Annotated in this window: 17 protein-coding genes and 1 tRNA gene; 7 read left to right on the top strand and 11 right to left on the bottom strand. The window is 59.9% G+C overall.

Annotated features, from left to right (window positions below):
• Positions 1-2 precede the first annotated feature (2 nt).
• Complete coding sequence (gene dxr, locus PH551_RS24015; RefSeq protein WP_285195320.1) at positions 3-1,193, bottom strand: 1-deoxy-D-xylulose-5-phosphate reductoisomerase; 1,191 nt, start codon at positions 1,191-1,193, stop codon at positions 3-5.
• A 378-nt stretch (positions 1,194-1,571) separates the two neighbouring features.
• On the opposite strand from dxr, the gene PH551_RS24010 reads away from it, so the two are divergent.
• Together PH551_RS24010 and PH551_RS24005 are read left to right on the top strand one after the other, a co-directional pair.
• The gene (locus PH551_RS24010) at positions 1,572-2,222 is read left to right on the top strand and encodes a hypothetical protein (RefSeq protein ID WP_285195319.1); all 651 of its coding nucleotides are present in this window, start codon (positions 1,572-1,574) and stop codon (positions 2,220-2,222) included.
• Between the two features lie 60 nt (positions 2,223-2,282).
• A complete protein-coding gene (locus PH551_RS24005; RefSeq protein WP_097601551.1) occupies positions 2,283-2,573 on the top strand; it encodes a BON domain-containing protein in 291 nt (96 codons plus the stop codon).
• Positions 2,574-2,630: 57 nt separating this feature from the next.
• Here PH551_RS24005 and PH551_RS24000 read toward each other — a convergent pair whose 3' ends face one another.
• Both PH551_RS24000 and PH551_RS23995 read right to left on the bottom strand, forming a co-directional pair.
• Positions 2,631-2,783, bottom strand: coding sequence for a hypothetical protein (locus PH551_RS24000; protein WP_176536406.1), 153 nt, complete (start codon positions 2,781-2,783; stop codon positions 2,631-2,633).
• A gap of 101 nt (positions 2,784-2,884) precedes the next feature.
• The gene (locus tag PH551_RS23995; protein WP_085779661.1) at positions 2,885-3,166 is read right to left on the bottom strand and encodes a hypothetical protein; all 282 of its coding nucleotides are present in this window, start codon (positions 3,164-3,166) and stop codon (positions 2,885-2,887) included.
• Positions 3,167-3,306: 140 nt separating this feature from the next.
• Between PH551_RS23995 and PH551_RS23990 the strand changes: the two genes are divergently transcribed.
• Genes PH551_RS23990 through PH551_RS23980 form a run of 3 tightly spaced genes read left to right on the top strand, consistent with a single transcriptional unit; the run spans position 3,307 to position 4,940 of the window.
• The gene (locus PH551_RS23990) at positions 3,307-3,825 is read left to right on the top strand and encodes a DUF2937 family protein (RefSeq protein ID WP_285195318.1); all 519 of its coding nucleotides are present in this window, start codon (positions 3,307-3,309) and stop codon (positions 3,823-3,825) included.
• 32 nt (positions 3,826-3,857) lie between these two features.
• Positions 3,858-4,142, top strand: a complete 285-nt coding sequence (locus PH551_RS23985) for a hypothetical protein (RefSeq protein WP_285195317.1) — start codon at positions 3,858-3,860, stop codon at positions 4,140-4,142.
• A gap of 45 nt (positions 4,143-4,187) precedes the next feature.
• Complete coding sequence (locus PH551_RS23980; protein WP_285195316.1) at positions 4,188-4,940, top strand: DUF5131 family protein; 753 nt, start codon at positions 4,188-4,190, stop codon at positions 4,938-4,940.
• On the opposite strand, the gene PH551_RS23975 is transcribed toward PH551_RS23980, so the two are convergent.
• The 5 genes from PH551_RS23975 to PH551_RS23955 form a co-directional block, all read right to left on the bottom strand.
• Positions 4,937-5,755: a three-Cys-motif partner protein TcmP gene (locus tag PH551_RS23975; protein ID WP_285195315.1), complete on the bottom strand. Its 819-nt coding sequence runs from the start codon at positions 5,753-5,755 to the stop codon at positions 4,937-4,939. The two genes, PH551_RS23980 and PH551_RS23975, sit on opposite strands and share 4 nt — an antisense overlap.
• A gap of 119 nt (positions 5,756-5,874) precedes the next feature.
• Positions 5,875-6,195 carry a zinc-binding metallopeptidase family protein gene (locus PH551_RS23970; protein WP_285195314.1) on the bottom strand — a complete coding sequence of 107 codons (321 nt, stop codon included), beginning with the start codon at positions 6,193-6,195 and terminating at the stop codon, positions 5,875-5,877.
• A gap of 40 nt (positions 6,196-6,235) precedes the next feature.
• Entirely contained in the window at positions 6,236-6,961 is a 726-nt protein-coding gene (locus PH551_RS23965) for a nucleotide-binding protein (RefSeq protein WP_285195313.1), read from the bottom strand.
• Between the two features lie 136 nt (positions 6,962-7,097).
• Positions 7,098-7,174 (bottom strand) — tRNA-Arg (locus PH551_RS23960).
• A gap of 54 nt (positions 7,175-7,228) precedes the next feature.
• A complete protein-coding gene (locus tag PH551_RS23955) occupies positions 7,229-8,392 on the bottom strand; it encodes a M20 aminoacylase family protein (protein WP_285195312.1) in 1,164 nt (387 codons plus the stop codon).
• Between the two features lie 157 nt (positions 8,393-8,549).
• Here PH551_RS23955 and PH551_RS23950 point away from each other — a divergent pair, with 157 nt between their 5' ends.
• Together PH551_RS23950 and PH551_RS23945 are read left to right on the top strand one after the other, a co-directional pair.
• Entirely contained in the window at positions 8,550-9,683 is a 1,134-nt protein-coding gene (locus PH551_RS23950; protein WP_285195311.1) for a D-alanyl-D-alanine carboxypeptidase family protein, read from the top strand.
• Positions 9,684-9,713: 30 nt separating this feature from the next.
• Positions 9,714-10,883, top strand: a complete 1,170-nt coding sequence (locus PH551_RS23945) for a CobW family GTP-binding protein (RefSeq protein WP_285195310.1) — start codon at positions 9,714-9,716, stop codon at positions 10,881-10,883.
• 62 nt (positions 10,884-10,945) lie between these two features.
• Here the strand turns inward: PH551_RS23945 and PH551_RS23940 are convergent, their stop codons facing one another.
• The 3 genes from PH551_RS23940 to PH551_RS23930 form a co-directional block, all read right to left on the bottom strand.
• Positions 10,946-11,170, bottom strand: coding sequence for a sulfurtransferase TusA family protein (locus PH551_RS23940; RefSeq protein WP_085779657.1), 225 nt, complete (start codon positions 11,168-11,170; stop codon positions 10,946-10,948).
• A 5-nt stretch (positions 11,171-11,175) separates the two neighbouring features.
• A complete protein-coding gene (locus PH551_RS23935) occupies positions 11,176-12,408 on the bottom strand; it encodes a L,D-transpeptidase family protein (protein ID WP_285195309.1) in 1,233 nt (410 codons plus the stop codon).
• Positions 12,409-12,604: 196 nt separating this feature from the next.
• Entirely contained in the window at positions 12,605-13,558 is a 954-nt protein-coding gene (locus tag PH551_RS23930) for an acetyl-CoA carboxylase carboxyltransferase subunit alpha (protein WP_085779655.1), read from the bottom strand.
• Positions 13,559-13,606: the final 48 nt, after the last annotated feature.

Genomic DNA, 13,606 nt, shown 5'->3' with positions numbered 1-13,606 from the left:
TCTCAACCGACGAGATCGAGTTTCAGCAGCGCCGCCGCGCGCTGCCGGGCTTGCCGGTCGGCGTTGAAGACATCGTCCATGCCGGCAGCCGGCGGCAGGTGGGCCAGGTCATCCATGACCCTCTCGGTGACCTCGGCCATGGCGAGGAAGGAGAGGCGCCCCTCGATGAAGGCCTCGAGCGCCACTTCCTTGGCGCCGTTCAGCACCGCGCCCTGAACGCCGCCGCGCGTCATCGCAAGGCGCGCCAGCCGCAAGGCGGGAAACCGCACCTCATCCGGCGCTTCGAAATCCAGCCTCGCGAGCTTGGCGAAATCCAGCCGCTCGACCGGCAGGTTCGGCCGGCGCGGAAAGGACAGCGCGTAACCGATGGCGGTGCGCATATCAGGAGCGCCGAGCTGCGCCAGCACCGAACCGTCGGTATAACCCACCATGGAATGGATGATCGACTGCGGATGGAAGATCACCTCGATCTGCTCGGGCCTCAGTCCGAAAAGATGGCGGGCTTCGATCATTTCCAGCGCCTTGTTGAACATCGAGGCGCTGTCGATCGAGATCTTCAAGCCCATCGACCAGTTCGGATGGGCGCGTGCGGTTTCCACCGTCACATCGGCCATCTCCTTCAACGAGGCGGTACGGAAGGGACCGCCCGAGGCGGTCAGGATGACACGCTCGACGGCATGGCGCTGGTTTTCTTCCAGCACCTGGAAAATCGCATTGTGCTCGCTGTCGACGGGAAGCAGCTTGCCGCCGCCGGCGCGGATCGCCCCGATGAAGAGATCGCCGGCCGAGACCAGACATTCCTTGTTGGCAAGGGCGATATCAGCGCCACGGCGCGCAGCGGCAAGCGTCGGCGCCAGACCCGCCGTGCCAACGATTGCCGCCATCACCCAGTCGGCTTCGCGGTCGGCCGCTTCCATCAGGCCGGATTTCCCCGACGCGACCGCGATGCCGCTGCCGAAAAGTTCGTCCTTCAGCGCTTCATAATGCCGGTCGTTTGCCGTCACCGCCAGCCGCGCGCCGAAGGATCTGGCCTGCCGAGCGAGCAGCTGGACATTGCCGTTGCCTGTCAGAACGGAAATTTCGAAGTTCTCCCGCCCGCCCAGATGTTCGACGACATTGAGGGTATTGCGGCCGATCGACCCGGTCGAGCCGAAGATGCTGAGGCGCCGCGGCGCGGTTTTGCCGGTCATCATTTGGAATTTCGCGAAAAATGTCTCTCGTAGGCTCAGGCTCTACTAGGGTTTGGAGGGTGCGGCAAGTGTGCGGTGCAGCAGATTTCAGCTCCTCGGGGGTTTACAGAGCGGCGGCGGGGTGTGATCCTTATGACATTCCTGAAGGGAAGTGATTCCCCTGCCGCCGCTCGTCGGCGCATGGGCAACCGGGGCGCTGCGGCGGCCATTGAAAAAGGGCACTTGGCTGCCCTCGGCTTTTTCGGCCAAACACTAAATCGAGGATGACGTCGGGATGAACGGCTTGGCCGTGCTGCCTGTCCGTGTTCGCTGCCGGCACTTTGGTGCGGTATCGTGCCATTCGATGAGCCAGCACGTGTCAGGTCAAAACGATCGGAACACATGACGATATTCAGAATAGCCATCATTCTTTCCGCCATCGTGCTTTCGCTGACCGCGACCGCAAAGGCGGACGACCTGTTGATCTGGTCGCCTGCCAAAGTCTCGGATCGATCATACAAGGCAACGATGGGTTTTCGTCTGCCGGCGGAATGGGAGACGAGCGCCGGCGCCGATCTCGCATTGGCAGCGACAAAAGGCGGCGCGCCGCTACCCGATTCCGAACAGGCCATGCTCTGGGGCAGGATCAGCAAGACGAGCGTTACGCCGGCAGGCCAATCGCAGCGGGGCGCCAGGGTCAGCGTCGATACGCTGCGCGGCAGCGGCGCTCTGACGCTCAGCCGCTCGCGCAACTGGATCCTGTCGGATTCGCTCGACATGCAATCAAGCCGCTCCCTGAGCGTCCGTTACGATCCAGTCGATGCCAGGGAGACTTCGGTGACGGCGTCACAGGCGCTGAAGTTGATCCATCCCTGGACGGGAACCTCGCTTTCGGCAGGCGCCGGGGTCAGCAATGCCAGCGGCGACTTCTCGAGCACGGTGGCGGTCGACCAGGCGATCCTGCCGAACCTCAACCTCGATGCCTCGGTCAGCAATCCGTTCTCGCCTGATGAGGCGAGCAGCGTCAATCTCCGCTACCGCGTCAGCTGGTAACGCAGGAAACCAAACCAGGCCGATGGCGTTTCTTCTTGGGATCTTTCGGAGGAACGGAATATGGTTTTCAAAGAGCCGACATTTCACGGGCTTGCGCCCGAAGTGGAAGCGGAGATCGCCAATCGCGCATCTCTCGAGGCCGCCGTCGCCAATGCATTGGCAATTGCCGGCGGCATCGATGCATCGGATGTGGAAGTGACGATGGAGGAAGATCAGGTCGTGTTGACAGGCACCGTCGGTACGGTCGGGGAAATCGAACGGGCAACCGCCGTCGCCCGGGCGGTCGAGGGCGTGACCGCGGTGCAGAACCGAATCCTGCTCAGCGGGTCTGCCGTCGGCAACCCACATTGATATTAGCGAAACGTGTCCCGCTTGCGAGCGCCGGCCTCTACGCCGGCGCTCGGCTGATCAACCGGCGAAGCGCTCGACGAGGAAGGACGCGCCTTCCAGGCGATCGGTCTTCGCTGTGGCCACCGACCCCTGCGGCTGATACGCGATGGCGAGCAGCAGAGCGCTGACGGCGACATAGGCGATTGCCAAAAGAGTCATCTTGATACGCATGATGAGTTCTCCCTTTTTCGCGATAAACGCAGCCGATGTTGCGAAGTTCCTGAAGAGCCCGGCCGGGGAGGAGCGGCCGGGCTTTTCATGCATGGACCGCCTTATCGGCAGATCCGGGTCTCCTTGATGATCGTATGGCCGTGACGGCGGATTCTTTCCGTCTTGGTGAAGCAATCATCGGAGACGCGGCGCATCATGTGATGGCGGTAGTAGGGCCGGTGGCGATAATAAGGGCGCTCCGAATCGCGATAATAAGGACGCTCCAAATCTCCATAATAAGGACGCGGGTTATCGGTGGTGATAGTCACGCTTGCCGCCTGGGACGGCATGGCGGAAAGGACGGACGCTGCAGCGAGCGTGCAAGCAAGAATGAACTGTTTCATGACGAGCCTCTCTTTCTGAGTTGGTCATAGTCTCAACTCGCCGGAAGCGCCGCCGGTTCAATCACATAGCGTTACCGATTGTGTCGAAGGCAGAAACCTTTGCGGCCGCGGATCGTTAGCGCAGGAAACAGCCCACGGTCGTGGGACAGATTGCAAGGATCATCGCCCTTGTCGCCGGACTTGCCGGCGGCACGGTCTTTTCGCAAGCGCCTGAATTTGCGCAGCAATATCGCCAGCGGATCGGCGGCGCGATCGATGAGCTGCGTGTCATCGTCGAGGACTTCAACCGCCAAGCCGCCCAGCATCAGCTCGACCGCGAGCAGGCGCTGAACGCCTATGCCCAATCTTCCGATGATTTCCTGCGCGACCGCGGCGTCTCGATGCAGAGCACGATTACTCGTTATGAAAGGCTGCAGTCGCAGCAATTGAAACTCGGCGCCGCGGCCCCCGTCGCCAAGCCCTTCGTGCTGCTAAGGAATGCGGATGATGTGGTTTTCGCCAATACCTGGCGCGATTTTGTGCCTGGGGTGCCTATGAGCTTTGCCGGCCTCGTCTGGGGCGCAATCGGTTTTGTCGGCGGATCGGTTGTGGCGGCGTTGCTGGGACTAGGGGCACGGCGGATCATAAGAAGACGAGGAGCCTATCGTCAGGTGCCATAGGTTAGCACGGGAGCTTTCATAAGGGGCAGCGATTGAAGCTGAAATCCGCATCGGGAATTTCTGTTACTGCAGTCTCGGCTTCACATTCTCAGGGCTCAGGCAAGCACCCGAAGCGCAGCAAGGTCGGCGGGCTGATCCAGCGAAGGGAATATGCCGGCAGAGCCGCGATCAGCGCGCGGCTCTCGTCGCGGAGCTGTAGGAAATCCATTTTCCAGGATGGGCTTCCAATAGGTTGGGGAATTTTGCGCGACTTCAAGATGGTGTTCTACGAGGGAGGTGGTGCCCGGCCGGCTTCGCCGGTGATGCATATCTCTTAAGAAATTAGAATTAGATTCAAATGCCAATGTTGGGAGAATCGTCCTATGGCTGAGACATCGATCGAGTGGACAGACGCAACCTGGAATCCTGTTGCCGGGTGCAGCATTATGAGCGCTGGCTGCACCAACTGCTACGCCATGCGCATGGCAGCTCGCCTCGATGCCATGGGGATGGAGAAGTACCGAGACTTAACGAGGAAAACCGGCGGACGCGCCAAATGGACCGGAAAGCTCTACCTCGATGAGGCAGCATTTGACATACCGAAAAGCTGGAAGCGGCCCCGCAATGTCTTCGTAAATTCTATGTCCGATTTGTTCCATCCCGACGTGCCAATAAATTTTATCCGGCGGGTTTGGGAAGCTATGAGCGCCACGCGCCGGCATACCTATCAGATACTTACCAAACGCCCTGACCGAATGGCTGAAGTGGTTGGCGGCGCCGGCTTCGATGTTCTTCCGAATGTCTGGCTTGGAACCAGCGTCGAAGATTCGCGGGTGCTTCATCGGCTGGACGATTTGCGCCAGGTGCCAGCTGCGGTCCGTTTCGTATCGTTCGAGCCGCTCATTGGCTCCGTCGCTGGTGGTCGCCTTGACGGCATACAGTGGGCGATCGTCGGTGGCGAATCCGGGCCTAATGCGCGCTATCTGGATCCAGCTTGGATTGATGAGATTTTTGATATGTGCGGCGATGCAAATTCCGCCTTCTTCTTCAAGCAATGGGGCGGCAAGAATAAGAAAGCTGCCGGCCGCTCCTACCGCGGCCGAACATGGGACGAGATGCCGTCGGCTTCAGCTTAGAACAGCGAACCTTGTCCATCATTCGACGCCTCGTTCCAGAACTTGTGCGCAAGGTCGTGTTTGGCGGCAAGCAGGAGCCAGTAGAGGTGCTGGCCCTTGCTGCCCGTGATGAGCTTCATATTCGCTGACGGAGCAATGCCCGCGCCCGCGACGAGATTGCGCCAATGATCGAACACGCCACGCCTAATTCCCGCTTGCGGTTGCGAAAGATCGACAACACTCCTCCAGCCGGGGGCGAAAATCTCGAAAGCATCCTGCTGCGCCTTCACATTGAAGCCGAGATTACGTTGGAGGTCCATCTTACTGACATGAACGATCGTATCGATGCGCTGAAAGCCTGCGAAGGCCTTCATCACTTCAAAGTCAAAGGCACCCAGATTAAAGGGATCGATGAAAGCAAAGTGCAGTCCATAAGGATTCAAACCCTTTGCAATGACTTTTGCGGTATCGGCGGCTTTTCCCAGATGAGCTTTTACAGGCGCGCCAGCCTTCCGAAGGCGATGCTCGGCCAACTGCAGTCGGACAGGATCGGAATCAGCGATGATGACTTCCGAGAAGGGGGAACCGCCCCGGCGGCTCATTTCCCAGGCGGCAACACAGCTGCCATCGATGAACTCGCCGTTGCGGATCTTGGCTCGGCCGGGCCCCGAAAATAGGTCAATGTAAGTAGCGCCGGCAGTGCGCGGCCCGATAAAACGCTGCCTGACACCGCGGGAGATATCGATATATCTCCGCAGGTACTCATGCTTTGCGGTTGCCCAGGAGCCGACCTCCTCAACAAGGTTGCCGTCGTCACCAGGAATCAACTCTCCCATTCCGATCTCCGCTCGATTCGCACCTAGCTAACAGGCTGAGATTGCGGCCGCGGATCGTCAACGCCCAGTCGTGGTTGTACACAGCAGACTGGCACGTTAGCGATCGCAGGATCGAGAAGTCAGTCCTTAGAGAAGAACTTATCCTTATCGTGCTGGCAGCTCGCGCAAAGACCGCCGCCGTGAAGGGCGTAATATGCCTGGTCCCATGAAATATGGTCGCCGCATTGCGAACACTTCGGGGACAGGTAAGGTTTTTTCACATGCTCGTCGAAAGTCCATATCTGTCCTCCGACAAGGCTCTCTTCACCGTCTGTGATCACCTTCTTTGTGACGCCGGCAGCCGCGCCTGTAATATCCTCGCCCTCGATAAGCTGCTGAAGAAAAGCTTTGTAATCGCGCTCCTCGTCTTCGCGTTCTTTTTGCTCCGCTATGCCAGACATATCGATGGTTCCTCCTAACAGCTATAAACTACGCTTAGGGTTAAGCGGACGCACGCGCGATCGCAGCGCCGTCGAGATCAATTCCCACCTTCTGAAGTCGAGCCGCCAGTTTTGGCACCGCTTCCTTCACGTGGTCGTTAAATGGAATGTAAATGATTCCGGCCGTGTCGGATGGATGTTCGACGAATCCTTTTTGTAGGATCGCAACGCGCTCGCGGGTGAGTGACGCGAGGAGCATTCCCATCTCCAAAATCACGTTTTGTCGCGATCGAGGTTTAGCTTCAGCCTCCCCATCTTTTTTCGCGTAACCCATGTCGTCTGGGGTCAAGAGAACGATCCCGAAATAGCTCTCGGCATTCTTGCCGATCATCTTTTCAAGACTTTCGATGATGGTCAGCCCTCCTCCGTCCGTGTTTTGCAAGACGAACGGTTCAAGGCCAAGTTTATGGAGAACCAATTCAAGCTGCTCCCGCGAAACCGAATCGTGTCCATGTACAACAAAGATCGTTTTTGCTCCTGCTGCCGGTTGCGGCGCGGGAGCCCCGCCATTAAGTGCGGATTCGACAGCGGACTGAAGCTGTTCTTTTGCCGGTGACGGGCCATCGTACCAGAGCGTGCCCTTACTCGACGACCAATTAAGGCCGGCGCGGTTTTTCCCAACCATACGCCAGCAGCTGTTCGGCTTGGGCTGCCATTCTCCCTCTAGCCCTATCGTACCTGCAAGTTGCTTTAATTCATCGATCGTTCCGTGAAATCCCATCTGCATCCTCGTTTCATGTCGCATCCCATGTTGCACGGATTCGCCGCCACTGCAGGGAAACAGCGGGAAATGCTTGGAAGCCGGCGCACCACAAACACAACATGAAAGCTCAGGCTTGATGCCTTAAAGTAATTGAAATGAATGGTGATCCCGGCGCGATTCGAACGCGCGACCCCCAGATTAGGAATCTGATGCTCTATCCTGCTGAGCTACGGGACCACTTGGATGCCATGCATACAAAAGGCTTGGCGCGAAGCCAAGCCTTAATTCTTATCAGAGACCCAAGCGTTGTTCGGCAAGGCGCACCCAGTAGGAGATGCCGTGGGCGATGGCTTCGTCGTTGAAGTCGTAGGCCGGGTTGTGGAGGCCAGCGCTGTCGCCGTTGCCGATGAAGATGAAGGCGCCGGGACGGGCGTTCAGCATATAGGAGAAGTCCTCGCCGCCCATCATCGGATCGATTTCGGCATTGACGTTTGCTTCGCCGGCAATGGCGCTCGCAGTGGCGACCGCGTGCTCGGTCTCATCGGGATGGTTGACGGTGACGGGGTAGTTGCGGTTGAAGCTGATTTCGGCCTCGGCCCCATGAGCCGCGACCAGGCCCTCGATGATCTGCCGAAAGCGCGTCTCGGCAAGTGTGCGCATCTCAGGGTCGAGGGTGCGAACGGTGCCGGCGAAGGTCGCATCATTGGGGATGACGTTATGGGCGAAACCGGCATTGAACTTGGTCACCGAAACGACGACCGAGCGGATCGGGTCGGCGGTGCGCGAGGCGATCATCTGCAGATTGCCGACGATCTGGGCGGCGATGGCGATCGGGTCGATCGTCCGGTGCGGCTGGGCGGCGTGGCCGCCGCGGCCCTTGATGGTGACGGTGAATTCGTCGGTTGCCGCCATGATGGCGCCCTTGCGGATCGCAAACTGTCCCACAGGCAGGCCCGGCAGGTTGTGCATGCCGTAGACTTCTTCGATCCCGAAGCGCTCCATCATGCCATCCTTGACCATCAGATTGCCGCCGCCGCCGCCTTCTTCGGCGGGCTGGAAGATGACGGCGACATTACCATTGAAATTGCGGGTTTCGGCGAGATATTTCGCAGCGCCGAGCAGCATGGCGGTATGGCCGTCATGTCCGCAGGCATGCATCTTGCCCGGCGTCTTCGAAGCCCAGGGCTTACCGGTGATTTCAGTCAGCGGCAGGGCATCCATGTCGGCGCGCAGGCCGATCGTGCGGCGGCCTTCGCCCTTGCCCTTGATTAGGCCGACGACGCCGGTGCGGCCGATGCCGGTGACGATCTCGTCAACCCCGAATTGCTTGAGTTTCTCAGTGACGAAAGCGGCCGTGTTTTCCACCGCGAAAAGAAGCTCGGGCCGGGCATGGATATGGCGGCGCCATTCGGCGACTTCGTCCTGCAATTCGGCGGCTCTGTTCAAAATCGGCATCTTGGCGTTCCTGTTATCAAATTCCGACAATCGTTCGTCGCTTCAAATGGGCGTGAGGCCCGTGCAATTACTTCGTCAATGACCTTTGCCATGTCATAGCCATATAGGCTAGATAGATGAAGGTTGCGAGATTTTCCGGACATCTGAAGGACGAACCGTGTCGACGAGCCACTTCCGTTTGTTTGCCGCCATGCGGCCGTTTCGTTTCATGGTTGCGGCAACTGCCGCTTTTGTCGCTTCCGTTTCGTTCGTCCAGGCCAATCCGCATATTCTCGTCGACGTGCAGACAGGCCGCGTTCTCGAACACGAAGAAGCCTTCCGAAAGTGGTATCCGGCCTCACTCACCAAGCTGATGACCGTCTATACCGTCTTCGATGCGATCCGCGCCGGCCAGATCAGCCTCGATACGCCCATCGTCATGAGCAAGCGCGCCGCCGCGCAGCCGGCCGCCAAGATGTATTTCAAGCCGGGCCAGAAGCTGACGCTCGACAGTGCCTTGAAGATCCTGATGGTGAAATCGGCCAACGATATTGCGGTCGCGGTCGCAGAAGCCGTCGGCGGTACGCAGGAAGGTTTCGTGACCCGGATGAACGGCGAGGCGCTGAAGCTCGGCATGACGGATTCGCATTTCGTCAATCCGAACGGCCTGCCGGGCAAGGGGCAATATACGACGGCGCGCGACCTGGCGGTGCTGACGGTGGCGCTGCGTCGCGAGTTTCCGCAATATGCCAGCTATTTCGCGCTCGAGGGCTTCACCACCGGCCAGCAGAACGTGCCGAACCTCAATATGCTGATCGGCCGCTTCGCCGGCGCCGACGGCATGAAGACTGGCTTCATCTGCGCCTCGGGCTTCAACCAGATCGGTTCGGCGACGCGCAACGGCCGTACGCTTGTTTCCGTCGTGCTCGGCACGGACAGTCTCGCGGCGCGTGCCGATGCGACGGCGAATCTGTTGCAGAAGGGCTTTACGACGCAGTTTCCCGGCAATGAGACGCTGGGTTCGCTAAAGCCCTACGGCCCCGGACAAGACCAGGTGACCGACATTACAGCCGATATATGCAGCGCCAAGGGCGCCAAGATACGCAGCGAAACGCGAGACGAGGTCGGCCGCATGAAGGTGCACTCGCCCTACATTCTGGAAATGGACCACGACCCGCAATTCGTCTTCGCCGGCCTCATTCCGGGGCAGGACCCGCAGCCGTCTCAGCAGCCGGAAAAGGTGGCGACCGGCGATACGGCTGGCGGCATCGCCAACGTGCCGGTGCCGCTGCCGCGCCCGACCGCGTTTTAAGACAAGATGGGCTTCTAAGGTAAGGCAGATATGAGCGCGTTTAACGACAGGATTCCGGTCACCATCCTGACCGGCTTTCTCGGCGCCGGCAAATCGACGCTGCTGAACCGCATCCTCAAAGATCCTGACATGAAGGATGCGGCTGTCATCATCAATGAATTCGGCGATGTCGGCATCGACCATCTGCTGGTCGAAAGTTCCGGCGATTCGATCATCGAATTGTCCGACGGCTGCCTCTGCTGCACGGTGCGCGGCGAGCTTGTGGATACGCTGGCGAACCTGATGGACGCCATCCAGACGGGCCGCGTCAAGCCGGTGAAGCGCGTCGTCATCGAAACGACCGGTCTTGCCGATCCCGCGCCCGTCATGCAGGCAATCATGGGCAATCCGGTCATCGCCACAAATTTCGAACTCGACGGCGTCGTGACGGTCGTCGATGCGGTCAATGGGCTGCAGACGCTCGACAATCACGAAGAAGCGCGCAGGCAGGCTGCGGTTGCAGACCGGCTGATTGTCTCAAAGAGGTCGATGGCCGGCGCAACGGCGGAGCTGGAACAGCGCCTGCGGACGCTCAATCCGCGCGCGGCGATGATGGATGCCGACGGCGCCGAGGCCGGCGGCGCCGCGCTCCTGGTGAACGGTCTCTACGACCCGGCAACGAAGATCGCCGATGTCGGGCGCTGGCTGCAGGACGAGGATGCGCATGAGGCGCATCATCATGATCATGACCACGATCACGATGGCCATCACCATCATCGTGATGACCACGGCCACCACCATCATGATCATGCTCAGCAGGATCCGCACGACGTCAATCGTCACGATGCTTCGATCCGGTCTTTCTCCATCGTCGAAGAAAAGCCGATCGATCCGATGGCGCTCGAAATGTTCGTCGATCTCCTGCGCTCGGCCCATGGCGAAAAGCTGTTGCGGATGAAGGCGATCGTATCCGTCTCCGACCGACCGGAACGGCCGCTGGTGCTGCACGGCGTCCAGAGCATCTTTCACCCGCCGGTGCGGCTGCCGGCGTGGCCTGATCCGCAAGACCGGCGCACGCGCATGGTGCTGATCACCAAGGATCTGCCCGAAGCTTTCGTGAAGGATCTTTTCGACGCCTTCCTCGGCAAGCCGCGGATCGACACACCGGATCGTCAGGCGCTGTCCGACAATCCACTCGCCATTCCGGGTTTGCGCATCTAAAGGCGCGCCGCGTCGTTCTTATCGAGTCCGATTTTTCAGGCTGCTACGTCAAGTGACATGTTTTACCGCTTGCGGATCAGGAAGCGGTGGCCGTCTTCGGTCTTTTCCGTCGCGACCAGTTCATGACCGTCCTCATTGCAGAAATGCGGCATATCGATCACTGCCATCGGATCGCTGGTATCGACGAGGACGAGCGTGCCGCTTGTCATGGCGGCAAGCTTCCGGCGCGTCTTCATCACGGGGAGTGGGCATTTCAGGCCGCGAAGATCGTAGCGAACGGGGTTCAAGCCGTTCAGTTCCGCGCCCAGAATTTCCAGAACGGCTTCTTTGCCGCGGCTTCTGCCGTCTCCTGCGGTTCGGGCGCTGGCGCGGCATAAGCGAGCGGATTCTGCATCGGCACCGGCACGACCGCAGGCGTTGCGGCGGCGACGGTCGTTGCCTGCGGCTGGGCCGGCGTTGCGGGTGTGGCGCCGGCCGCGGAGTTGGCGGTGAGGCTCTGCGTCGTGCGCTTGGCCATCAGGTCCTCGAGTTCGGCGACCCTGACCATGCGGCCGGCTTCCAGCGAGGTGCCTGTCGGCGCGAAAGCGAGTTCGCGGCCCTTGCGCAGCTTGGCGACCACGGCCTTGCGCTCGGCTTCCGACGGATCGTACCAGGCCATGCCGTCATATTTGCTCATCGCCTTGGCATAGTCGGCGTCATAGGTCTTGCCGTAGGAGGCAAGGGCTGCCGTCAGCGCCGGCGGCGTCGACATGGCAGGGCATTTGCCGGCGGCGTTGAAGGCGCCGCCATCGGTTGCCTGCTGGTTGAAGACGTATTTCTTCTCGCAGACGTTCACCTCGGGCGGGCGCTTCGTCACTTCGAAATTGTCGTAGCCGACCTTCAGCATCTTCCAGAAGTCATAGTTCGGGTCGAGACGATGCTTGACCATGTTTTCCGCCGTCATGCGGAAAGGGAAGGCCTGCAGTTGCACGGTCGACTGGCCGCCCTTGAAGGCGTCACGGGCAAAGGCATAGATCTCCAGCACCTGCTGGTCGGTCATCGAATAGCAGCCGGATGACGAGCAGGCGCCGTGGATCATCAGATCGGAACCGGTGCGGCCGTTCACTGCGTCGTAGCGGTTCGGGAAGCCGGTGTTGATCGCCAGATAATATTTGGAATTCGGGTTCAGGTTGGCGCGGGTCAGCTCGTAGAAGCCTTCCGGCGCCTGCCGGTCGCCGGTCTTGACCTTCGGACCGAGGCGGCCGGACCAGGCGCAGATCTTGTAATCGGCGATCTTGTCAAAACGGTTGTCGGTCTTCGCTTTCCAGATCTCCATTGCACCTTCTTCCTTGAAGATGCGGATCATGATGGGCGAATTGCGGTCCATGCCCTTAGCGGCCATGGCGTTGAGGATATGGGGAGGGAGCGGCTGTTCGACCTTGTTCTTGACCTTGGAAAGATCGACCTGCGCCACTTCCAGCGTATCGTTGCAGCCGGCGAGAGCCAGCGCCATGACGGAAACATAGGCAAAATGACGTATGCGCATCCAAACTAGCCCATAAAGATAGTGCGACCCGGTCCGCCTATGGAGTTCGGGCATTGGAAGGAATCATAGGCGGCTTATACTTTATAAACCCTTACCAGCCTATGACGTGCCTCGAACATCCCCGCAAGCGCGAATGTTACAGATAATATCAATGTGGCCAAGATTTGGCCCCAATCGCGGAAAAGCGCAACTTGTCTTAGAGGTTGCGGCCCATATTGAGGAATTTCTGACGCCGCTCATTGCGCAGCTGTTCCCCGGAACGCGAGGCCATTTCGCCGAGCGCATTGGCGATCACGTCGCCGGTTGCGGCAATCACGCTATCGGGATCGCGATGGGCGCCGCCGAGCGGCTCGGAAATGATGCCGTCGATGACGCCGAGGGATTTCAGGTCTTCGGCGGTGATCTTCATGTTGGTCGCCGCTTCCCGGGCGCGGGTCGAATCGCGCCAGAGGATGGAGGCTGCCCCTTCCGGGGAAATGACGCTGTAGATCGAATGCTCGAGCATATAGACCCTGTTGCCGGTTGCAATCGCGATCGCGCCGCCCGAGCCGCCCTCGCCGATGACGACGGAAACGAGGGGAACCTTGACGCCGAGACACATTTCCGTCGAGCGGGCAATCGCCTCGGCCTGGCCGCGCTCCTCGGCGCCGACGCCGGGATAGGCGCCTGCCGTATCCACCAGCGAAATGACAGGCAGGCCGAAACGGTCAGCCATTTCAAGGATGCGGATCGCCTTGCGGTAGCCTTCCGGCCGGGGGCTGCCGAAATTGTGCTTCAGGCGAGTCTTGGTGTCGTTGCCCTTTTCCTGGCCGATGACGGCGACGGGCTGGCCGCGGAAGCGGGCAAGGCCCGCCTGGATCGCGGCATCCTCGGAAAACTTGCGATCGCCGGCAAGCGGGGTGAATTCCTGAAACAGCGTCTTGGCGTAATCGACGAAGTGCGGGCGCTGCGGGTGGCGGGCGACCTGCGTCTTCTGCCAGGCGTTGAGCTTGGAATAAATTTCGACGATCGCTTCGCGGACGCGAACCTCCAGCCTGCCGATCTCATCGGTGGTGTCGATGCTCTCGTCTTCCATTGCGAGCTTCTTCAGCTCGATGATCTTGCCTTCGAGGTCGGAGATCGGCTTTTCGAAGTCGAGATAATTGTGCATGAGGTGCGTTTCCGTTCCTTGTGCCCGGGGCGTTTTCCTGGCTCCGCC

This window comes from Rhizobium atlanticum (assembly GCF_030182485.1).
Classification (GTDB): Bacteria; Pseudomonadota; Alphaproteobacteria; order Rhizobiales; family Rhizobiaceae; genus Rhizobium.
This window is presented reverse-complemented; position numbering and strand designations above follow the sequence as displayed.

Bases quoted from the DNA above. Each gene is read 5' to 3' on its own strand.
- dxr (WP_285195320.1), bottom strand. From the start codon at position 1,193: ATGATGACCGGCAAAACCGCGCCGCGGCGCCTCAGCATCTTCGGCTCG.
- PH551_RS24010 (WP_285195319.1), top strand. From the start codon at position 1,572: ATGACGATATTCAGAATAGCCATCATTCTTTCCGCCATCGTGCTTTCG.
- PH551_RS24005 (WP_097601551.1), top strand. From the start codon at position 2,283: ATGGTTTTCAAAGAGCCGACATTTCACGGGCTTGCGCCCGAAGTGGAA.
- PH551_RS24000 (WP_176536406.1), bottom strand. From the start codon at position 2,783: ATGCGTATCAAGATGACTCTTTTGGCAATCGCCTATGTCGCCGTCAGC.
- PH551_RS23995 (WP_085779661.1), bottom strand. From the start codon at position 3,166: ATGAAACAGTTCATTCTTGCTTGCACGCTCGCTGCAGCGTCCGTCCTT.
- PH551_RS23980 (WP_285195316.1), top strand. From the start codon at position 4,188: ATGGCTGAGACATCGATCGAGTGGACAGACGCAACCTGGAATCCTGTT.
- PH551_RS23975 (WP_285195315.1), bottom strand. From the start codon at position 5,755: ATGGGAGAGTTGATTCCTGGTGACGACGGCAACCTTGTTGAGGAGGTC.
- PH551_RS23970 (WP_285195314.1), bottom strand. From the start codon at position 6,195: ATGTCTGGCATAGCGGAGCAAAAAGAACGCGAAGACGAGGAGCGCGAT.
- PH551_RS23965 (WP_285195313.1), bottom strand. From the start codon at position 6,961: ATGCAGATGGGATTTCACGGAACGATCGATGAATTAAAGCAACTTGCA.
- PH551_RS23955 (WP_285195312.1), bottom strand. From the start codon at position 8,392: ATGCCGATTTTGAACAGAGCCGCCGAATTGCAGGACGAAGTCGCCGAA.
- PH551_RS23945 (WP_285195310.1), top strand. From the start codon at position 9,714: ATGAGCGCGTTTAACGACAGGATTCCGGTCACCATCCTGACCGGCTTT.
- PH551_RS23935 (WP_285195309.1), bottom strand. From the start codon at position 12,408: ATGCGCATACGTCATTTTGCCTATGTTTCCGTCATGGCGCTGGCTCTC.
- PH551_RS23930 (WP_085779655.1), bottom strand. From the start codon at position 13,558: ATGCACAATTATCTCGACTTCGAAAAGCCGATCTCCGACCTCGAAGGC.